This window comes from Pseudomonas arabinosi, from assembly GCF_047758675.1.
GTDB lineage: Bacteria > Pseudomonadota > Gammaproteobacteria > Pseudomonadales > Pseudomonadaceae > Aquipseudomonas > Aquipseudomonas arabinosi.
This window is the reverse complement of sequence record NZ_CP180480.1, coordinates 1,498,368-1,517,650: the sequence shown is the minus strand read 5'-3', so window position 1 is coordinate 1,517,650 and position 19,283 is coordinate 1,498,368. Positions and strand designations below refer to the sequence as shown.

19 protein-coding genes are annotated in these 19,283 nt (G+C 59.3%); 9 read left to right on the top strand and 10 right to left on the bottom strand.

The genetic code is table 11. The features are described 5' to 3' along the window. The first annotated feature begins 45 nt into the window (after positions 1–45). Positions 46–2,892 carry a valine--tRNA ligase gene (locus ACMXYJ_RS06995; protein ID WP_415759237.1) on the top strand — a complete coding sequence of 949 codons (2,847 nt, stop codon included), beginning with the start codon at positions 46–48 and terminating at the stop codon, positions 2,890–2,892. Between the two features lie 119 nt (positions 2,893–3,011). After that, positions 3,012–4,034, top strand: coding sequence for a 23S rRNA (adenine(1618)-N(6))-methyltransferase RlmF (gene rlmF, locus ACMXYJ_RS06990; RefSeq protein ID WP_415759236.1), 1,023 nt, complete (start codon positions 3,012–3,014; stop codon positions 4,032–4,034). 208 nt (positions 4,035–4,242) lie between these two features. Here the strand turns inward: rlmF and ACMXYJ_RS06985 are convergent, their stop codons facing one another. Continuing rightward, positions 4,243–4,524 carry an HU family DNA-binding protein gene (locus tag ACMXYJ_RS06985; protein ID WP_007905514.1) on the bottom strand — a complete coding sequence of 94 codons (282 nt, stop codon included), beginning with the start codon at positions 4,522–4,524 and terminating at the stop codon, positions 4,243–4,245. Between the two features lie 395 nt (positions 4,525–4,919). Between ACMXYJ_RS06985 and yejK the strand changes: the two genes are divergently transcribed. Together yejK and ACMXYJ_RS06975 are read left to right on the top strand one after the other, a co-directional pair. After that, positions 4,920–5,924 carry a nucleoid-associated protein YejK gene (gene yejK / locus ACMXYJ_RS06980; RefSeq protein ID WP_008147593.1) on the top strand — a complete coding sequence of 335 codons (1,005 nt, stop codon included), beginning with the start codon at positions 4,920–4,922 and terminating at the stop codon, positions 5,922–5,924. After that, on the top strand, positions 5,924–6,274 hold the full coding sequence (locus ACMXYJ_RS06975) for a glutaredoxin family protein (RefSeq protein WP_415759235.1): 351 nt from the start codon (positions 5,924–5,926) through the stop codon (positions 6,272–6,274). Before yejK ends, ACMXYJ_RS06975 begins: the two co-directional genes overlap by 1 nt. A gap of 61 nt (positions 6,275–6,335) precedes the next feature. Here ACMXYJ_RS06975 and ACMXYJ_RS06970 read toward each other — a convergent pair whose 3' ends face one another. The 5 genes from ACMXYJ_RS06970 to ACMXYJ_RS06950 form a co-directional block, all read right to left on the bottom strand. Further along, positions 6,336–7,271 (bottom strand): glutathione S-transferase family protein, encoded by a 936-nt coding sequence (locus ACMXYJ_RS06970; protein ID WP_415759234.1) that lies wholly within the window; start codon positions 7,269–7,271, stop codon positions 6,336–6,338. An 88-nt stretch (positions 7,272–7,359) separates the two neighbouring features. Beyond that, the gene (locus ACMXYJ_RS06965; RefSeq protein WP_415759233.1) at positions 7,360–7,680 is read right to left on the bottom strand and encodes a GIY-YIG nuclease family protein; all 321 of its coding nucleotides are present in this window, start codon (positions 7,678–7,680) and stop codon (positions 7,360–7,362) included. Positions 7,681–7,719: 39 nt separating this feature from the next. After that, positions 7,720–8,190 (bottom strand): nuclear transport factor 2 family protein, encoded by a 471-nt coding sequence (locus ACMXYJ_RS06960; protein ID WP_415759232.1) that lies wholly within the window; start codon positions 8,188–8,190, stop codon positions 7,720–7,722. Positions 8,191–8,303: 113 nt separating this feature from the next. Continuing rightward, positions 8,304–9,620 (bottom strand): CynX/NimT family MFS transporter, encoded by a 1,317-nt coding sequence (locus ACMXYJ_RS06955; RefSeq protein WP_415759231.1) that lies wholly within the window; start codon positions 9,618–9,620, stop codon positions 8,304–8,306. Next, on the bottom strand, positions 9,610–10,269 hold the full coding sequence (locus ACMXYJ_RS06950) for a FadR/GntR family transcriptional regulator (RefSeq protein WP_415759230.1): 660 nt from the start codon (positions 10,267–10,269) through the stop codon (positions 9,610–9,612). Before ACMXYJ_RS06950 ends, ACMXYJ_RS06955 begins: the two co-directional genes overlap by 11 nt. Positions 10,270–10,434: 165 nt before the next feature. Between ACMXYJ_RS06950 and ACMXYJ_RS06945 the strand changes: the two genes are divergently transcribed. Continuing rightward, the gene (locus tag ACMXYJ_RS06945; RefSeq protein WP_415759229.1) at positions 10,435–10,746 is read left to right on the top strand and encodes a type II toxin-antitoxin system MqsR family toxin; all 312 of its coding nucleotides are present in this window, start codon (positions 10,435–10,437) and stop codon (positions 10,744–10,746) included. Then, positions 10,743–11,225 (top strand): type II toxin-antitoxin system MqsA family antitoxin, encoded by a 483-nt coding sequence (locus ACMXYJ_RS06940; RefSeq protein ID WP_415759228.1) that lies wholly within the window; start codon positions 10,743–10,745, stop codon positions 11,223–11,225. The genes ACMXYJ_RS06945 and ACMXYJ_RS06940 overlap by 4 nt, the downstream gene beginning before the upstream one ends. A gap of 66 nt (positions 11,226–11,291) precedes the next feature. Here ACMXYJ_RS06940 and ACMXYJ_RS06935 read toward each other — a convergent pair whose 3' ends face one another. From ACMXYJ_RS06935 to ACMXYJ_RS06920, 4 genes are all read right to left on the bottom strand, one after another. Beyond that, positions 11,292–12,056, bottom strand: coding sequence for an amino acid ABC transporter ATP-binding protein (locus ACMXYJ_RS06935; RefSeq protein ID WP_008147575.1), 765 nt, complete (start codon positions 12,054–12,056; stop codon positions 11,292–11,294). 10 nt (positions 12,057–12,066) lie between these two features. Continuing rightward, a complete protein-coding gene (locus ACMXYJ_RS06930; RefSeq protein ID WP_415759227.1) occupies positions 12,067–13,164 on the bottom strand; it encodes an amino acid ABC transporter permease in 1,098 nt (365 codons plus the stop codon). Between the two features lie 10 nt (positions 13,165–13,174). Beyond that, a complete protein-coding gene (locus ACMXYJ_RS06925) occupies positions 13,175–14,356 on the bottom strand; it encodes an amino acid ABC transporter permease (RefSeq protein WP_415759226.1) in 1,182 nt (393 codons plus the stop codon). A gap of 65 nt (positions 14,357–14,421) precedes the next feature. Continuing rightward, positions 14,422–15,450, bottom strand: coding sequence for an amino acid ABC transporter substrate-binding protein (locus ACMXYJ_RS06920; protein ID WP_095130532.1), 1,029 nt, complete (start codon positions 15,448–15,450; stop codon positions 14,422–14,424). Between the two features lie 467 nt (positions 15,451–15,917). Here ACMXYJ_RS06920 and ACMXYJ_RS06915 point away from each other — a divergent pair, with 467 nt between their 5' ends. From ACMXYJ_RS06915 to ACMXYJ_RS06905, 3 genes are all read left to right on the top strand, one after another. Next, the gene (locus tag ACMXYJ_RS06915) at positions 15,918–16,574 is read left to right on the top strand and encodes an alpha/beta hydrolase (protein WP_046048230.1); all 657 of its coding nucleotides are present in this window, start codon (positions 15,918–15,920) and stop codon (positions 16,572–16,574) included. Between the two features lie 98 nt (positions 16,575–16,672). Then, positions 16,673–18,160 carry an ATP-dependent RNA helicase RhlB gene (rhlB, locus tag ACMXYJ_RS06910; protein WP_415759224.1) on the top strand — a complete coding sequence of 496 codons (1,488 nt, stop codon included), beginning with the start codon at positions 16,673–16,675 and terminating at the stop codon, positions 18,158–18,160. 126 nt (positions 18,161–18,286) lie between these two features. Further along, positions 18,287–19,234, top strand: a complete 948-nt coding sequence (locus tag ACMXYJ_RS06905; RefSeq protein ID WP_415759223.1) for an ornithine cyclodeaminase family protein — start codon at positions 18,287–18,289, stop codon at positions 19,232–19,234. The last annotated feature ends 49 nt before the right edge of the window (positions 19,235–19,283 follow it).

Below are 19,283 nucleotides of genomic sequence, written 5' to 3'. Positions count from 1 at the left end.
CTTGCCGGCTTTTCCTGAATAAATGCCAATAGGGTCCCGCCGCGCATGGATAAGACCTACCAGCCGCACGCCATTGAAACTTCCTGGTACAACACCTGGGAGTCAGAGAATTACTTCGCCCCGCAAGGCGCGGGCGAGTCCTACACCATCATGATCCCGCCGCCGAACGTCACCGGCAGCCTGCACATGGGTCACGGCTTCAACAACGCGATCATGGACGCCCTGATCCGTTTCCGCCGCATGCAGGGTCGTAACACCCTGTGGCAGCCGGGTACCGACCACGCCGGTATCGCCACGCAAATGCTGGTGGAGCGTCAACTCGAAGCAAAAGGCCAGAGCCGCCACGACCTGGGCCGCGAGAAATTCCTCGAAAAAATCTGGGAATGGAAAGATGAGTCCGGTGGCAACATCAGCCGTCAGATCCGCCGCCTCGGCTCGTCCGTGGACTGGAGCCGCGAGCGCTTCACCATGGACGACGGCCTGTCGGAATCGGTGAAAGAAGCTTTCGTGCGCTTGCATGAAGACGGCCTGATCTATCGCGGCAAGCGTCTGGTCAACTGGGACACCAAGTTGCACACGGCGATTTCCGACCTCGAAGTGGAAAACCACGACGAGAAAGGTTTCCTGTGGAACCTGAAATACCCGCTGGCCGACGGCGCCAAGACCGCTGAAGGCAATGATTACCTGATCGTCGCGACCACTCGCCCGGAAACCATGCTCGGCGACTCCGCCGTCGCGGTAAACCCGAACGATGAGCGCTACAAAGCCCTGATCGGCAAGTTTGTCGAGCTGCCGCTGGTTGGCCGCCGCATCCCGATCATCGCCGACGATTACTGCGACCCTGAATTCGGCACCGGCTGCGTGAAAATCACCCCGGCCCACGATTTCAACGACTACGAAGTCGGCAAGCGCCACAACCTGCCGCTGCTGAACATCTTCGACAAGAACGCCGCCGTATTGCCAGCCTGCCAGGTTTTCAACCTCGACGGCACGCTCAACGAAAGCATCGACGGCAAGATCCCGGCCGAATACGCCGGCCTCGACCGTTTCGAAGCGCGCAAGCAGATCGTTGCTGCATTCGACGCCGCCGGCCTGCTGGTCAGCGTTGATGATCATGCCCTGAAAGTGCCGAAAGGCGACCGTTCCGGGACCATCATCGAGCCGTGGCTGACCGACCAGTGGTACGTGTCGACCAAGCCATTGGCTGAGCCAGCCATCGCCGCTGTTGAAGACGGTCGCATCGCGTTCGTGCCGAAACAGTACGAAAACATGTACTTCTCGTGGATGCGCGATATCCAGGACTGGTGCATCAGCCGTCAGCTGTGGTGGGGCCACCGGATTCCGGCCTGGTACGACGAGTCGGGCAAGGTCTACGTCGGTCGCGACGAAGCCGAAGTGCGTGCCAAGCACAACCTCGGCCCGGACGTTGCGCTGCAACAGGACAACGACGTTCTCGACACCTGGTTCAGTTCGGGCCTGTGGACCTTCTCCACGCTCGGATGGCCTGAGCAGACCGAATTCCTGAAGAAATTCCACTCCACCGACGTGTTGGTCACCGGTTTCGACATCATTTTCTTCTGGGTTGCCCGGATGATCATGCTCACCATGCACTTGGTGAAAAACGAAGACGGCACGCCGCAGGTTCCGTTCAAGACTGTTTATGTGCACGGCCTGGTGCGTGATGGCCAGGGCCAGAAGATGTCCAAGTCCAAGGGCAACGTCCTGGACCCGCTGGACATCATCGACGGCATTGAGCTGGAAGACCTGGTGCAGAAACGCACCTCGGGCATGATGCAGCCGAAACTGGCGAAGAAGATCGAGAAGCAGACCCGCGACGAGTTCGCCGACGGCATCGCCAGCTACGGCACCGATGCCCTGCGCTTCACCTTCTGCTCGCTGGCGTCCACCGGTCGCGACATCAAGTTCGACATGGGCCGCGTCGAGGGCTATCGCAACTTCTGCAACAAGATCTGGAACGCCGCGCGCTACGTGCTGGACAAGGGCGAAGACTGCGGCCAGAACGGCGAGGCTTACGAGCTGTCGCTGGCGGATCGCTGGATCATTTCGCAGCTGCAACGCACCGAAGCTGAAGTGACCCGTCAACTCGATCAGTTCCGTTTCGACCTGGCTGCACAGGCCTTGTACGAGTTCATCTGGAACCAGTATTGCGACTGGTACCTGGAACTGTCCAAGCCTGTGCTGTGGGACGAAAACGCGCCGGTCGAACGTCAGCGCGGCACCCGCCGCACGCTGGTTCGGGTATTGGAAGTCGCGCTGCGTCTGGCGCATCCGTTCATGCCGTTCATCACCGAAGAAATCTGGCAGCGCATCGCGCCGCTGGCCGGTATCGAAGGCAAGACGATCATGCTGCAACCGTGGCCAGTGGCCAATGAAGAGCGCATTGATCAGGGCGCCGAGAACGACATCGAATGGCTCAAGGGCCTGATGCTCGGCACGCGCAACATCCGTGGCGAAATGAACATCGGACCGGGCAAGCCGCTGAACCTGTTCCTGAAAAACGTCAGCGCCGAAGATCAGCGTCGCCTCACCGAGAACGAAGCCCTGCTAAAGAAGCTGGCTCGCCTCGAATCGATCACTGTATTGGCTGCCGGCGAAGAAGCACCGCTGTCCGCCACCGCACTGGTTGGCGAGATGGAAGTGCTGGTGCCGATGGCTGGCCTGATCGACAAAGATGCTGAGCTGGCGCGTCTGGACAAGGAAATCCTGCGTCTGCAGGGCGAAGTTCAGCGAGTGGGTGGCAAGCTGTCTAACGCCGGCTTCGTCGACAAGGCCCCGGCCGAAGTCATCGAGAAGGAACGCGCCAAACTGGCTGAAGCTGAACAGGCTTTGGGCAAGTTGGCCGAGCAGCATGCGCGGATTGCCAGCCTGTAACGGCAAATCGCAATGAAAACGGGAGGCCAAATGGTCTCCCGTTTTTTTTGCGCCGAGAATCCTCCGTGGATGTGGGACAATACCCGCCACTTTTAGCCATACCCGAATCGACCACGCCCATGAACGCCCCCCGCACACCCCGCCCCGCGCGCAAGAAGCCTGACACCGCCACCCCGGCCAAAGCCGTGGAGCCTCGTGAGAAGGCCAGCCTGCACCCGCGCAACCGCCATCAGGGTCGTTACGACTTCCCGGCGCTGATCAAAACCACGCCGGAACTGGCGAAGTTCGTGATCATCAACCCGTACGGCAAGGAAAGTATCGACTTCGCCAGCCCGGACGCAGTGCGGGTGTTCAACCGTGCGTTGCTCAAGTCGTTCTACGGCGTCGCCCATTGGGACATCCCGGCCGATTACCTCTGCCCTCCGGTTCCGGGCCGTGCCGATTACGTGCACTTCCTGGCCGACCTGCTGGCCAGCGTCAACGACGGCGAGATCCCTCGCGGCGCGCCGGTCAAGGTGCTGGATATCGGCATGGGCGCCAACTGCGTCTATCCGTTGATCGGCTACAGCGACTACCGCTGGCACTTCCTCGGCTCGGAAATCGACCCGACGGCCGTGGCCGCCGCCAAAGCCATCGTCCAGTCCAACGGGCTGAACAAGGCCATCCAGTTGCGCCTGCAAAGTAATCCCAAGCACATTCTGCTGGGTCTGCTCGAACCCGGTGAACGCTTTGACCTGACCATGTGCAACCCGCCGTTCCACGCGTCGATGGACGAAGCCACCAAGGGCAGCGAGCGGAAATGGCGCGCCCTGGGCCGTGCCGACCCAAAACGCAAACTGCCAGTGCTGAACTTTGGCGGTCAATCGGCAGAATTGTGGTGTGAAGGTGGCGAAGCGCGGTTTGTGACGCAACTGATCGCCGAGAGCGCGCATTTCCAACACAAAGTGCTTTGGTTCAGCACCCTGGTCTCGAAAGCCTCCAACCTGCCGGCGATTCAGACGGCGCTGAAAAAGGCCGGCGTACTGGAAAGCCAGGTTGTGGAAATGTCTCAGGGCCAGAAGCAAAGCCGCTTCGTCGCCTGGACCTTCCAGACCAAATCCGAGCAGCAGGTCTGGCGCGAACGCTGGGTTAAAAAAAGCTGAGTAACTGACCGACACAAATCAACTGTGGGAGCGGGCTTGCTCGCGAATGCGGTGTATCAGTCACCATTTAAGTCGACTGACACACCGCATTCGCGAGCAAGCCCGCTCCCACACTGGTTTTGTGGTGTTTGTGGGCCAGTAATCAAATCGCAGACACAAAAAAGCCGTGCCCGGATCACTCCGGAGCACGGCTTTTTTTTACTGCGTCTTACTTGTTAACAGCGTCGGTCAGGCCTTTGGCCACAACCAGCTTGATAACTTTCTTGGCAGCGATTTCGATGGCAGCGCCAGTCGAAGGGTTGCGGCCGGTACGGGCAGGACGCTCAGTCACTTTCAGCTTGCCGATACCTGGCAGGGTGATTTCGCCGCCGTTTTCCAGCTGATCAGCAACGATTTGGCCCAGTTGGTCCAGAGCGTTACGCGCGGTGGTTTTTGGCGCGTCGATAGCTTCAGCGATGTCGGCGATCAGTTGGTCTTTAGTAAGAGCCATGTAATGTTCCTTCCCTATCAAATTCATATGGATTGCAGAGTGCAGTGTCAGCCATCGAGCCCGATCTTCTGGATCTGGCACCCTCGGCCATAACCACGACGAGTCGGGGTTATAGATACCGAAATCAGGGTTTGGTTCGACCTGACAAATGCTGAATGCACGCTTAACGCAGTGACTTCGCGTAAGACCGGGCAAAACTAGCACAGAGACGGGGAAATATCCGCCTCTAGCTACCCATTTGGTCAGCTTTATTGCTCTAAAACTGTAAAAAACAGCATAAGCGCCATCGGACGCCTGCGAATTGCCCTTCGTGCCGCGCCAAAACCAGTGGTTGCGGTACACTTGGCACTTTTTGGGGGAGCACGCCCTCCTCTCTTCAATCAGCCGAGAAGCCCATGCCGATCCGTCATTGCATCGTCCACTTGATCGACAAAAAACCCGACGGCACGCCCGCAGTTCTCCACGCTCGCGACTCCGAACTGGCCGAGTCGAGCGCCATCGAGTACATGCTTGCCGACCTCAATGAGAGCTACAACGCCAAACAAGGCAAGGCCTGGGGTTTCTTCCATGCCGAGTCCGGGGCGCATCCGTTCAGCGGCTGGCTGAAGGAATACCTCGATGGCGGCAAGGATTTCACCGCGTTCAGCCGGGTGGCGGTAGAACATCTGCAAAAGCTGATGGAAGAGTCGAACCTCTCTGTGGGCGGCCACGTGCTGTTTGCGCATTATCAGCAAGGCATGACCGACTACCTGGCGATCGCGCTGCTGCACCACAGTGAAGGCGTTGCAGTGACCGATCAGCTGGACGTGACCCCGTCCCGGCACCTGGATCTGGGCCAACTGCACCTGGCGGCACGGATCAACGTTTCCGAGTGGCAGAACAACAAGCAGTCCAAGCAGTACATTTCGTTCATCAAAGGCAAGAACGGCAAAAAGGTTTCGGAGTATTTCCGCGACTTCATCGGCTGCCAGGAAGGTGTCGACGGCCCCGGCGAGACCCGCACCCTGCTCAAGGCCTTCAGTGACTTCGTCGAAAGCGAAGACCTGCCGGAAGAATCCGCCCGCGAGAAGACCAAGACCCTGGTGGATTACGCCAGCAGCCAGGCAAAACTGGGCGAACCCATGGGCCTGGAAGAACTCTCGGAGCTGATCGACGAAGAGCGCCCGAAGGCCTTCTACGATCACATCCGCAATAAGGACTACGGCCTGTCGCCGGAGATTCCGGCAGATAAACGTACCCTCAACCAGTTCCGCCGCTTCACCGGTCGCGCCGAAGGCCTGTCCATCAGCTTCGAAGCGCACCTGCTGGGTTCGAAGATCGAATACGACGAAGAAGCCGGCACGCTGATCATCAAAGGTCTGCCGACCCAGCTCACCGACCAGCTCAAGCGACGTAACTGATGCTCGGCGGCGTACTGAAGAAATGCCTGCTGATCCTGCTGGTGGTCGTGGTCTACCAGAACTGGGGCAAGATCGAGCGGGTATTCCATCCGGCGCAGGTGGTGTCCGAGCAGACTCAGGCCAAGGCCAACGTCGTGCTCTACGCCACCGAATGGTGTGGCTACTGCAAACTGACCCGGCGCTTTCTCGATCAGAAGGGCATTCCGTACAAGGAATTCGATATCGAGAAGGATGCCGAGGCGCGCAAGGCCTACGAGGCGCTGGGTGGCGGCGGAATTCCGATCATCGATGTGAACGGGACGTTGATTCGCGGGTATGACCCGGACAGCATTCTCGCCGCGTTGAAATAACTGATCAGGCTCACATTCATCTGTGGCGAGGGAATTTATCCCCTCGCCACAGATGGTTGTGTCAGTGTTTTTCGATGCGAAACCCGAACCGCGGAAAGTGCACATGCACCACACCGCCCCGCTCGTCTTCGCGACGCAGAATCAATTCTTCACTGCCTGCAAACAGCAATTCACCCGCCACCGGGTCAACGCCGTAGTCGATGGCAGCAATGACCACCTGCTGGCCAGCCTCAAAACCATTCGGCTCGTCGAATTGCTCATCCGGCAATGCGGCCGGCGTGGCATTGCGGGCAACCTCCAGCGCCTCCTCGGAGCTCATCTCGCTGAACGCGCCATGACCGAAGCCCAGTACACGACCCAGCCACGCCGAAACCGCCGGATAAGCATCGACCAACGGTGAAGTGACGGGCGTCGCCTTAAGGAACCACAACGGATGGGCCAGGGCGAAGTCGGCAATCGACGGCTCGCCGAACAGGAAGTCGCCCTGCTCGCGCTGAAGCTGTTGCTCCAGACGCGTCATGATGGTCGGCCATTGATGCCGGGCCTGCTCTGCCGACAACCGTGTGGCGCTGCCACCGCTGAACAACTCCGCGCGATCGGCAATGAACGCCTTGATCGCTTCCGGCGGCATATTGCCGAAGCGCACGGCGATCGATTCCGGTTGGAACACCAGGCTGACCGCGTGCTGAAACACCACCGAATCCGCCCATGCGGCGAACGTGGAGGCAATCATTTCCTGACCTTCCGGGAAGAACGCCGGCAACGCTTTTTCCTGCTCCAGACGACGGGCGATCAGCGACGTGTCGCAATAGATATCCGCGCCGATCTGCAATACCGGCGTCTTGCGGTAGCCGCCGGTCAGCGCGGTCAGATCGGGTTTTGGCATCACCGGCGAGATCTTCACCGAGCGCCAGGACAACCCTTTGAAGCCCAGCAGCAAGCGGGCCTTTTCAGAAAAAGGGGACGTCGGGTAATGATGCAAAATCAACTCGGACATGCTCGGCTCCGCCGCACGGATAAGGAATCCGCAGCTTAGCGCGCATTCCATGTGCAGCCCACCGATCCGCCTGATGGGCACTTATCAGTCAGATTGATAAGCCCGCAGCGACACTCGCCACCAGACATTCCTTGGCGCTTTTCTTGAGTTTTTTGATCAGCCGTTCCTGACGCAGCGCTTCGCCTTTATCGCGGCAGGCTTCGGTGTAAACCAACGCCACGGCAGGGCTGGAGAGAAAAAAGCGCGCGCCCTTGCCGCTCTGGTGGGTGGCGAAGCGGCGCACGGGATCGTCGCTTATCCCGCAGTAGAGCGAACCATTGGCCGCGCGAACGAGGTAGACGAACCAGGGTTTGCTGACAGGCAGCGCCGGTTCGGCGGCAATGACGGAAGATTCGCTGGCGGTGTTCACGTGAAGATCAAGGCTTGTAGGAAACAAGCCGCGATCTTATCAGCGACTGGCCTGGAATGCCTTCAGCCCCTTCAAGGCTTGCGCGCGCACGGCGTTTCTCACAGCCGGCGTCCAGCCCAACAACAGCCCTTTGAAACCCAGCGCCTGTCGGGACCAGACCCACAGATCGAAACTGTCGTGATGCTCGCAGATTTTGCCGTCGCGAAAAACGAAGCGTGCCTGAATGTCGTTGACCACGGTGTTGCCGGTCTGGCTGAACAGGTACGTCGCCACCCAATGGGCGCCGCCCGTGCGCTCATCGCTGCGCACGTTATCGAACGTCAGGGAAAAATTCTTGGCCCGAGTGGTAAGCATCCGCCACATGTCGCCGGCCTCTTGGCCGCGCAGTTCGCCAAACGCCGGATCACTGAACACCACGTCGTCGGTATAACAGGCGCTCATGGCCTCGGCATCCAGCCGCTGGAAGGCTTGGTAGAACTGGGTGATCAATGCGTTGTGGGCATCACTCATGGACAGGCTCCCTGATGTGCAAAGTGGTTTCAAAGGATTGCCTGCACGATAGTCAACAAAGGCGCGAAACACTATCGGCATTCGTGAGCCGAATACCGACAGTGTGCGGGGTGTCAGACCTTTTCGCTTTCGACCTGGACGTACAGCGAACGTCCGGCACCGAGACCCGCGACGATCGCCCCCAGACCGATGATGCCGAAAATCCAGCCCAAGGCATTCCAGCCACCGGTCCAGTCATGCACGATGCCGACCGCGAACGGCCCCATGGAGGCCAGGGTGTAACCGAAGCCTTGGGCCATGCTCGACAGGTTCGCCGCGACATGGGCGTCCCGCGAGCGCAGCACGATCAGGGTCAACGCCAGACTGAACGCGCCGCCCTGCCCCAGACCGAGCAGGATCGCCCAGCCCCACAAGCCTTCGATCGGTGCGTAGAGGCAACCGAACAAGCCGCCAAGGGTCAGCAGCATGACGATGATGATCGCCAGACGCTGGTCCTTGCCACGCGTCGCCAGCCATGGCGCTGCCAGTGAACTCGCCAACTGAACAATGACCGAGCCTGACAGCACAAGACCCGCCTGGGTCGGCGTCAGGCCGCGGCCGATCAGGATCGACGGCAACCAGCCGAACACGATGTAGGCCAGCGAAGATTGCAGGCCCATGTAGAGCGTCACTTGCCAGGCCAGTGGATCACGCAACAGACCGCGAACCCGATACGCGACGTTGTGCGCGCCGTGTTTCTGGCCGACTTGTGGCAACCAGAAAATCGCCGCGACCAATGCCGGAACCACCCAGAAGCCGAGGCCCAAGGCCCAGCTCTTGTCGAAATGCTCGCTCAACGGCACGGTCGCGCCCGCGGCCATCGCCGCCCCCAGGCACAGGGCCATGGTGTAGACGCCAGTCATGGTGCCCGCGTGTTTCGCGAAGTCGCGTTTAACGATGCCGGGCAGCAATACGCCGATCACACCGATGCTCGCGCCGGCCAGCACGCTGCCGGCAAACAGGCCGATCTCGCCGAACGAACTGCGCAGTATGATCCCGCCGGCCAACATCAAGAGAATGCCCAGCACCACTCGCTCGGCGCCAAAACGTCGTGCCAGCACGGGCGCCAGCGGTGCAAACAAGCCAAGGCACAGCACCGGTAACGTCGTCAGCAAACCGGCCTGGGCTGCCGACAAACCGAGGGTTTTCGACACCTCGCTGAGCATCGGCGCCATGCTCGAGAGCGCCGGGCGCAGGTTCAGCGCCACCAGAATCAGGCCCAGCAACAGCAGCCACGGCCGCCGCAGGATCGGGTGACTTTGCTGGACCTGTTCGTCATCCGCCTCGGCGTCGATCAGCAGCTCTTCGAGCTCCGCCGTGCGCTTGGCCTGGGGGATGCTGCTGTTGTTGACCTGCTGGCTGGACATGGGGTTCTCGGTTTCAAGGTTCATTGATCAACTGCCTCGACAGGGCTTTGGCCCGTTCCGGGTCGCGTTGCTCGACGGCATCAAGCAGTTCGATATGGAGGTCGAACACCTCTTGGCGTCGAGGTGAAATGTTCAGGGTTTCGCGCAAATGCGCACCGACGACACTGGAGAAATAGCGGTACAGCTCGCTGAGGGTCGGGTTGTGTGCGGCATCAACCAGACGGCGGTGGAACACCAGATCGCAGGCGATATAAGTGTCGAGATCGCCGTGGTAGTGACTGCCACTGACACCTAACGCCTCGCGCAATGCCACCAGGTCCTCGTCGGTACGACGCAACGCGGCCAGGCCGATGGCCTCGACTTCCAGAATGTGCCGTGTTTCCCGGGCTTGCTCGTGGGAGCAGCGGGACAACGCCTTCAGGGTGTCGAGCGGATCGACCACCGCCCGCAGATAGCTGCCGTCGCCCTGGCGGATCTCGATCAACCCGGAAAACGCCAACACGCGCATGGCTTCGCGCACCGTGTTGCGGCTGATGCCCAGCTCGGCGGACAGCTCAGGTTCGGTGGGCAAGCGTTGGCCGACCGTCCAGACGCCTTCGGTGATGCGCAGGCGCAACTGGTCCAGCGCTTGGTCGACCAGGGATCGTTTAACTAATGGAGAAATGTCTGACATGGAATTCGCCCTTTCATCCAATCATAGGATGAATTTTCTGACATGTTAGTCAGCTTCGTCCGAGAGGACAACCGCCTAGGGTTAAGGGGCGGGAAAAGGAGCGGGATTTTCGATTGTTAAAATTACCCTTTAAGGGTAATTTTTATCTCAGAGTTGAAGTGTCTTATGGAAAAGAACACACCTCATTACGACTTGGCGGTGGTCAAGGCGGAGGTTGTCAGATTAGGGACAAAGGCATTTACCGGTGCAGCACGGGAAGGCGGCCGACGAATGGATTTAAGCCTTTCCCAAATGCTGCAAATCGTCTGCGCGCTGGAAAACAGAATGTTGTACAAATCGATGACAACCTTTGCCGATCACCGTATCTGGCAGGACGTTTATCACATGAAGACTCACAGTCTGGAGATTTACATCAAAGTGACTTACCGCCCCGGTGGTGGGCCTCCGGTAATCTCCTTCAAGGAGAAAGACGCATGAATGGAAAGCAATGTTTCAGCTGCGGCACTCATGATGGGTTGCAGTATTTCGAAGGGCGTAGCTTCACTATCGATTTCAAAAAGATGGCACGTCAGGTCGGTAACATTTCAGGCTACGAGTGTCGGGTCTGCGGTGAAATCGAATTCGATGACGGCAGCGCCGAGCGATATTCAGAGGCTAGTGATCAACTGCTGATCGATTGCCGTCAACTCATGGCTGCCGAGATGAAGCGTATCCGTCGCAAGCTGAAACTCTCGCAGAAAGAAGCGGTGAAATTGCTTTCCGGCGGCGGCCACAATGCTTTTTCCCGCTACGAGCGCGCCGAGCTGGCACCGCCTCAGCCGCTCTTTATGCTGATGCGCTTGCTGGATCGGCACCCACAGCTGCTGGGCGACGTGCAAGCACTTTGCGAAGGTGCAGATTTGCGCCGTTTAATGGCGAGCCTCGATCAGGAGCGCCAAGCCGCGCTTGCTTCCTGACTCACAAAACCCAGACAAAAATAAACCCGGAACACTGTCCGGGTTTATTTCACTGCCAAGCGCCAATCAATGCAAAATCTGGCTCAGGAACAGCTTGGTACGCTCATTCTGGGGGTTATCGAAGAAGTCGTTCGGCGCAGCCTGTTCGACGATTTCACCCTTGTCCATGAAGATCACGCGGTTGGCCACGGTGCGGGCGAAGCCCATTTCGTGGGTCACGCAGAGCATGGTCATGCCGTCTTCGGCCAGGCCGATCATGGTATCCAGAACCTCTTTCACCATTTCCGGGTCGAGTGCCGAGGTCGGCTCGTCGAACAACATGATTTTCGGTTTCATGCACAGGGCACGGGCAATCGCCACACGCTGTTGCTGACCGCCGGACAGTTGCCCCGGGAATTTATGCGCCTGCTCCGGAATGCGGACGCGTTCCAGGTAATGCATGGCGATTTCCTCGGCCTTGCGCTTGGGCATCTTGCGCACCCACATCGGCGCCAGCGTGCAATTCTGCAGGATGGTCAGGTGCGGGAAGAGGTTGAAGTGCTGGAACACCATGCCGACTTCACGGCGCACCGATTCGATCTGCTTGAGGTCGTTGGTCAGCTCCACGCCATCAACCACGATGCGGCCCTGCTGGTGTTCTTCCAGACGGTTGAGGCAACGGATGGTGGTGGATTTGCCGGAACCCGACGGGCCGCACAGGACGATACGCTCGCCCTGTTTAACGTTCAGGTTGATGTCTTTCAACACGTGGAACTGGCCGTACCACTTGTTCACGCCCTGCATCTGAATAATGCCTTCAGGGCTCACAGGCTTTTTGATTGCTTCGCTCATTACAGAACTCCTAACGCTTGTGGCCAGTGTCGAGCTTGCGTTCCAGATGCATGGAATAGCGCGACATACCAAAACAGAAAATCCAGAACACCAGGGCCGCGAACACATAGCCTTCGGTGGCCATGCCCAACCATTTCGGGTCGGCGGCGGCTTGTTTGACGCTGTTGAGCAAGTCGAACAGGCCGATGATGATCACCAGGCTCGTGTCCTTGAACAGCGCAATGAAGGTGTTGACGATGCCAGGGATTACCAGCTTCAGGGCTTGCGGCAGAATCACCAGGCCCATGCTGCGCCAGTAACCGAGGCCCATCGCTGCAGCGGCTTCGTACTGACCTTTGGGAATCGCTTGCAGACCGCCACGCACCACTTCGGCCACGTAGGCCGACTGGAAGAGGATCACGCCGATCAGTGCCCGCAGCAATTTGTCGAAGTTCATGCCTTCAGGCAGGAACAACGGCAGCATCACCGAGGACATGAACAGCACCGTGATCAACGGTACGCCGCGCCAGAACTCGATGAAGGTCACGCAGACCACCCGAATCGCCGGCATGTTCGAACGACGGCCCAGCGCCAGGACGATACCCAGCGGCAATGCACCGGCAATACCGACGGTGGCGATCACCAGAGTCAGCATCAGGCCGCCCCACTGGCTGGTCGCCACCTGGGTCAGGCCGAAGACGCCGCCGTGCAGCAGGCACCAGGCAACAATCGGGTACAGCACCAGGAAGCTCAGGCCATACACCGCTTTATGGTGGAAGCGAGAGATAAACAACGGTGCCACGCCGATGACCGCCAGCCACACGGTCAGGTCAACGCGCCAGCGCAGGTCCACCGGGTAGTAGCCGTACATGAACTGGCCGAAGCGCTGCTGGATGAACACCCAGCAGGCGCCCTCCTTGGTGCAGTCGGCCTGGCTGGTACCGACCCAGTTGGCATCGAGAATCGCCCAGCTCAGGATCGGCGGGACCACCAGGTAGATCAGGTAGAACGCGAACAGGGTCAGCAGGGTGTTGAGCCAGCTGGAGAACATGTTCGCGCGCATCCACGCCACCACACCGATGCTTCTGTTCGGTGGAGGCATGTCAGGCTTGAAAGTATGAGTCGTCATGCGCTTTTCCTTACCGCTCGATCAGCGCAATGCGCTTGTTGTACCAGTTCATCAGCAGGGAAATGCTGATACTGATCGCCAGGTACACGCTCATGGTGATGGCAATCACCTCGATCGCCTGCCCGGTCTGGTTCAGCACCGTACCGGCAAACAACGAGACCATTTCCGGATAACCGATACCGGCCGCCAGCGAGGAGTTCTTCGCCAGGTTCAGGTATTGGCTGGTCAGCGGTGGAATGATCACGCGCAGGGCTTGCGGGATGATCACCTTGCGCAGGGTCGGACCGTTGCGCAAACCCAGCGAGTGCGCCGCTTCGGTTTGGCCGTGGCTGACCGACTTGATGCCCGAACGCACGATCTCGGCGATAAACGCCGCGGTATACACGGTCAGGGCCAGGGTCAGCGCCAGCAGTTCCGGGATCAGCACCCAGCCACCGACGAAGTTGAAGCCTTGCAGCTTCGGCATTTCCCAGTGCACTGGCGCGCCGAAGATCAATGCGCACAGCGCAGGGATCACCAGGAACAGCGCCAGGCCCACCCAGAACTTGTGGAACGGTACGCCGGTCGCTTCGAAGCGTTTGGTCGCCCAGCGGCTCATCAGCACGATGGCGACAATGGCCACGACGACGCTGACCACAAACGGCCAGAAACCATCCGCAGCCAACGCGGCCGGCATGTTCAGGCCACGGCTGCTGACAAAGAAGGTGTCACCGAAGTTATGGCTGTTGCGTGGCCCCGGCATGGTCAGGAACACCGCGAAGTACCAGAACAGGATTTGCAGCAGCGGCGGGATGTTACGGAAAACCTCTACATACACCGTCGCCAGCTTGGCAATGATCCAGTTCTTCGACAGCCGTGACACACCAACGATGAACCCGAGGATCGTCGCCAGGATCACGCCGATGAAAGTCACCAGCAGCGTGTTGAGCAGGCCGATGACAAACACCCGGGCATAGCTGTCCGATTCGGTGTAGTCGATCAGGTGTTGAGCGATGCCAAAACCGGCACTGCGCTCCAGAAAGTCGAAACCGGAGGTAATGCCCCGGTGTTGAAGGTTGGTCTGCGTATTGTCGAACAGATACCAGCCCATCGAGACCACCGCCACAATGGTGATGATCTGAAATAGCCACGCACGCACTTTTGGATCGCTGAGGCTGAGCCTCTGCTTTGGTGCGCCGATTGAATTTTGCATGAAGTGCCCCGCAAATAATGGAACAGAACATCACCCGGTGGTTGGCCCACCGGGTGATAGAACCATCAGCGCACTGGTGGTGCGTATTGAATGCCGCCGTTGTTCCACAGGCCGTTCAGCCCGCGGTCGATGGCCAGTGGAGTGCCTTTGCCGAGGTTTCTCTCGAACACTTCACCGTAGTTACCCACTTGCTTGACGATCTGCACGACCCAGTCTTTCTTCACTTTCAGGTCTTTGCCGTATTCACCGTCAGCGCCCAGCAGACGAGCAACGTCCGGGTTCTTGGTGGCTTTGGCTTCAGCTTCAACGTTTTTCTGGGTGATACCCATTTCTTCAGCGTTGAGCATCGCGAACAGGGTCCACTTGACGATGCTGAACCATTCTTCGTCGCCTTTACGCACGACCGGGCCCAGAGGCTCCTTGGAGATGGTTTCCGGCAGAACGACGTAGTCGGTCGGGGTCGCCAGCTTGCTGCGTTGTGCGTAGAGCTGGGATTTGTCGGAGGTCAGCACGTCGCAACGACCGGATTCCAGCGACTTGGCGCTTTCATCGGAGGTGTCGAAGGTGATCGGGGTGTATTTCAGACCGTTACCGCGGAAGTAGTCGGAAACGTTCAGCTCGGTGGTGGTACCGGCTTGAATGCAGATGGTGGCGCCGTCGAGCTCTTTAGCGCTCTTCACGCCCAGCTTGTTGTTCACCAGGAAGCCGATGCCGTCGTAGTAAGTCACACCGGCAAACACCAGGCCCATGCCCGAATCGCGGGAGCTGGTCCAGGTGGTGTTACGCGACAGCACGTCGATTTCGCCGGACTGCAGCGCGGTGAAGCGCTCTTTGGCGTTCAACTGGCTGAATTTGACCTTGGTCGCATCGCCGAATACGGCAGCGGCCACAGCGCGGCAGACGTCAGCATCGATGCCGATGATCTTGCCAGTCGAGTCCGGTACCGAAAAACCAGGCAGACCGTCACTGACGCCGCACTGTACGAAACCTTTCTTCTGCACTGCATCCAGGGTTGCACCCGCCTGAGCGAACCCACTGACACCGAGTACTGCGGCTGCAGTCACGATAGCCAGGGTGGATTTCAACATCTTCATTCAAACCTCCAGTTTTGCTCTTGTTGTGTCGGAGCTTGAGTCCAGTCGCACCCTTATGAGGCGTTGTTGACCCGTGTTGGCTTTTTTTGGGGTCAACCGACGTAAGACCTGCGCTATGAGTCTAGTAGGAGAAAATCCACATCATGGACAACTCACTTCTCACCAATCGGCCGAACGGGCGGTAGCCCTTTCACGTTCGCGAAGCCCGTAGCGGCCACTGGCGAACATCCATCACCGGATTCTTTGCTATCCCACCGCCAGCAGTACACTGATAGTGTTACCGCAAGGCGCGAGATGGGTTGCACCGTTTCCCCATAGCAAACCCCGTACCAGACCGCTCGCCGAAGCGATTGCGCGACAGGTCAATAGCAAAACTTGTAGCCTTGCGACATCTTATTAACTGATCAACCAGACGTGCACTCGGGCCTCGCACCCAATGAGAGCGTCTGCACAAAATTGGAGCAACCATGACCGAGCCCTTGATTCTTCAGCCCGTCAAGCCCGCAGACGCCTGCGTTATCTGGCTGCACGGCCTGGGCGCCGATCGCTACGACTTCTTGCCGGTGGCCGAGGCGTTGCAGGAAAGCCTGCTGACCACCCGCTTCGTTCTCCCTCAGGCACCGACCTGCGCCGTGACCATCAATGGTGGTTACGAGATGCCGAGCTGGTACGACATATTGGCCATGAGCCCCGCGCGCGCGATCAACCGCGAGCAGCTGGAAGAGTCGGCGCAGAGGATCGTCAATTTGATCGAAGTGGAGCGCGCCATCGGAATAGACGCCTCGCGGATATTCCTGGCAGGGTTTTCCCAAGGTGGCGCGGTGGCGTTACACACCGCGTTTCTGAAATGGCAGGGGCCGCTGGGTGGCGTACTTGCCCTCTCCACCTACGCACCGACCTTCAGCGATGAACTGGAGCTTTCCGCCAGCCAGCAACGCATCCCCGTGCTGTCTTTACACGGCCAGTACGATGACGTCGTTCAAAACTCCATGGGCCGCACCGCTTACGAGTATTTAAAGCAGCATGGTGTCACCGTGACATGGCAGGAATACCCAATGGGCCACGAAGTGTTACCCGAGGAGATTCGCGACATTGGTGTCTGGCTCGCCGAGCGCTTGCGATAACTGTTTATGTGAAAAGCAGCCCATTGATCCATCCCACTACGCCGCGCCCGATTCTTGCATTACACTGGCCGGCGTATATTCCTTAACCAATTGATGAGATGACCGTGCTCAAAGCACTCAAGAAAATGTTCGGTAAAAGCGAGACTGAGCAGCTCGCGCCAGTCTCCAGCGCTCCGTCTCACAATCCCAGCCACCGCACCGACGGTAATCAGTCTGGCCGGACCGCAACCGTAGCGGTACCGATGCACGAGCCGATGACCACACCGGCCGTCCAACCCGTTGAGGCTCAGGCCTCTGAAGAACCGAGCAGCGAAGCTGCGAAACCTGCCCGACCGCGTCGCGAACCGAAGCCAAAAGCACCGGTTATCCCCTGGAAACTCGAAGACTTCGCTGTCGAACCCCAGGAAGGCAAAACCCGTTTTCACGATTTCAAACTCGCCCCCGAACTGATGCACGCCATCCAGGACCTGGGCTTCCCGTATTGCACGCCGATCCAGGCACAAGTGCTTGGCTTCACCCTCGCAGGCAAAGACGCCATCGGTCGCGCTCAGACCGGCACCGGCAAAACTGCTGCGTTCCTGATTTCGATCATCACCCAGTTGCTGGAAACCCCGCCGCCGAAAGAGCGCTACATGGGCGAGCCGCGGGCGCTGATTATTGCTCCGACCCGTGAACTGGTGGTGCAGATCGCCAAGGACGCGGCCGACCTGACCAAGTACACCGGCCTCAACGTCATGACGTTCGTTGGTGGTATGGACTTCGACAAGCAGCTCAAGCACCTCGAAGCCCGTCACTGCGACATCCTCGTGGCCACCCCGGGCCGTTTGCTGGACTTCAACCAGCGCGGCGACGTGCACCTGGACATGGTCGAAGTCATGGTCCTGGACGAAGCCGACCGGATGCTCGACATGGGTTTCATCCCACAAGTGCGTCAGATCATTCGCCAGACTCCGCCGAAGAACGAGCGTCAGACGCTGCTGTTCTCCGCGACCTTCACCGAAGACGTGATGAACCTCGCCAAGCAATGGACCACCGACCCGTCGATCGTCGAGATCGAGTCGCAGAACGTGGCCAGCGAAAACGTCGAGCAGCACATCTACGCCGTGGCCGGTGCCGACAAATACAAACTGCTCTACAACCTGGTCAACGACAACGGTTGGGAGCGGGTGATGGTGTTCGCCAACCGCAAGGATGAAGTGCGGCGCATCGAAGAACGTCTGGTGCGTGACGGCGTCAACGCCGCGCAGCTGTCCGGCGACGTGCCGCAGCACAAGCGCATCAAGACCCTGGAAGGTTTCCGCGAAGGCAAGATCCGCGTCCTGGTCGCCACCGATGTTGCCGGTCGCGGCATTCACATCGACGGCATCAGCCACGTGATCAACTTCACCCTGCCGGAAGTCCCGGACGATTACGTGCACCGTATCGGTCGTACCGGTCGTGCCGGCGCCGATGGCGTGTCCATCAGTTTTGCCGGTGAAGACGACTCCTACCAGCTACCGTCCATCGAGGCGCTGCTAGGTCGCAAGATCAGCTGTGAAACGCCACCGACGCATCTGCTGCGGGCGGTTGAGCGCAAGCGCCCGTAACGCGGGTCGCGTTAAAAGAGGCGCAGCCGGAAACGGACTGCGCTTTTTTTTCGTCCGGACATTGATCGAGACAACTAAAAGTCCATAATGGACAAATTAGTTTACTTCCAGCTCCCGGAGCCGACCATGTCCAGTACGCCTTACGTGATCACCCAACCTCAGGCCCGCGAGCTGCTGGCGCAGGTCGACGTGCCGCAGATCCTGCGCAAACTGTTCCGCGACCTCGCCGCCGGGCAAGCCGTGCAACCCGCGCAGCAACTGGTGGAGTTCCCGCAGGGCGCTGGCGACTTCATCAACTACCTGGGCGTGCTGGCCGAAGACTGCGTTTACGGGGTCAAGACTTCGCCCTACATCGTGCGTGAACAAGGCCCGCTGGTGACCGCCTGGACGCTGCTGATGTCGATGCAGACCGGCCAGCCGCTGTTGCTCTGCGATGCCGGCGAACTGACCACGGCGCGCACCGCTGCAACCACAGCAGTGGCGGTCGACGCCCTCGCCCCGCTGAAGGCCCGACGCCTGGCGATCATCGGCAGCGGCAAGGTTGCCCAGGCGCATTTGCACTACGTCAAAGGTCTGCGCGACTGGCAGAGCATCAGCCTCTACTCGCCGAGCCTGAGCGACAAGAATCCCGAAGTGTTGGCGCAGCTCAGAAGCCTCGATCCTCGGCTGACCATCGTCGACAGTCGTGAAACGGCCGTGCAAGACGCCGATGTCATCATGCTCTGCACCTCTTCCGCAGGCCCGGTGATCGACCCGTCAAGTTTGAGCAAACCGGCGCTGATCACCTCCATCAGCACCAACGCGCCGCGTGCCCATGAAGTACCGCCGCAGAGCCTCAATGACATGCAAGTGTTCTGCGACTATCGTCTGACCACCCCGGGCTCGGCCGGCGAGATGCTGATTGCCGGTGAACAGCATGGCTGGGACAAGAACGCGATCATCGGCGACCTGCCCGATCTGCTCAGCGAAAAAGTCCAGCGCCCTGGCTATGACCGTCATGTGTTCTTCCGCTCCATTGGTCTGGGCCTGGAAGACATCGCGCTGGCCAATGCCATCTACCGCCTACAGCACTAACACCACAAACCCTGTAGGAGCTGACGAGTGGAACGAGGCTGCGATCTTT

Bases quoted from the DNA above. Each gene is read 5' to 3' on its own strand.
- ACMXYJ_RS06995 (WP_415759237.1), top strand. From the start codon at position 46: ATGGATAAGACCTACCAGCCGCACGCCATTGAAACTTCCTGGTACAAC.
- rlmF (WP_415759236.1), top strand. From the start codon at position 3,012: ATGAACGCCCCCCGCACACCCCGCCCCGCGCGCAAGAAGCCTGACACC.
- ACMXYJ_RS06985 (WP_007905514.1), bottom strand. From the start codon at position 4,524: ATGGCTCTTACTAAAGACCAACTGATCGCCGACATCGCTGAAGCTATC.
- yejK (WP_008147593.1), top strand. From the start codon at position 4,920: ATGCCGATCCGTCATTGCATCGTCCACTTGATCGACAAAAAACCCGAC.
- ACMXYJ_RS06975 (WP_415759235.1), top strand. From the start codon at position 5,924: ATGCTCGGCGGCGTACTGAAGAAATGCCTGCTGATCCTGCTGGTGGTC.
- ACMXYJ_RS06970 (WP_415759234.1), bottom strand. From the start codon at position 7,271: ATGTCCGAGTTGATTTTGCATCATTACCCGACGTCCCCTTTTTCTGAA.
- ACMXYJ_RS06960 (WP_415759232.1), bottom strand. From the start codon at position 8,190: ATGAGTGATGCCCACAACGCATTGATCACCCAGTTCTACCAAGCCTTC.
- ACMXYJ_RS06955 (WP_415759231.1), bottom strand. From the start codon at position 9,620: ATGAACCTTGAAACCGAGAACCCCATGTCCAGCCAGCAGGTCAACAAC.
- ACMXYJ_RS06950 (WP_415759230.1), bottom strand. From the start codon at position 10,269: ATGTCAGACATTTCTCCATTAGTTAAACGATCCCTGGTCGACCAAGCG.
- ACMXYJ_RS06945 (WP_415759229.1), top strand. From the start codon at position 10,435: ATGGAAAAGAACACACCTCATTACGACTTGGCGGTGGTCAAGGCGGAG.
- ACMXYJ_RS06940 (WP_415759228.1), top strand. From the start codon at position 10,743: ATGAATGGAAAGCAATGTTTCAGCTGCGGCACTCATGATGGGTTGCAG.
- ACMXYJ_RS06935 (WP_008147575.1), bottom strand. From the start codon at position 12,056: ATGAGCGAAGCAATCAAAAAGCCTGTGAGCCCTGAAGGCATTATTCAG.
- ACMXYJ_RS06930 (WP_415759227.1), bottom strand. From the start codon at position 13,164: ATGACGACTCATACTTTCAAGCCTGACATGCCTCCACCGAACAGAAGC.
- ACMXYJ_RS06925 (WP_415759226.1), bottom strand. From the start codon at position 14,356: ATGCAAAATTCAATCGGCGCACCAAAGCAGAGGCTCAGCCTCAGCGAT.
- ACMXYJ_RS06920 (WP_095130532.1), bottom strand. From the start codon at position 15,450: ATGAAGATGTTGAAATCCACCCTGGCTATCGTGACTGCAGCCGCAGTA.
- ACMXYJ_RS06915 (WP_046048230.1), top strand. From the start codon at position 15,918: ATGACCGAGCCCTTGATTCTTCAGCCCGTCAAGCCCGCAGACGCCTGC.
- rhlB (WP_415759224.1), top strand. From the start codon at position 16,673: ATGACCGTGCTCAAAGCACTCAAGAAAATGTTCGGTAAAAGCGAGACT.
- ACMXYJ_RS06905 (WP_415759223.1), top strand. From the start codon at position 18,287: ATGTCCAGTACGCCTTACGTGATCACCCAACCTCAGGCCCGCGAGCTG.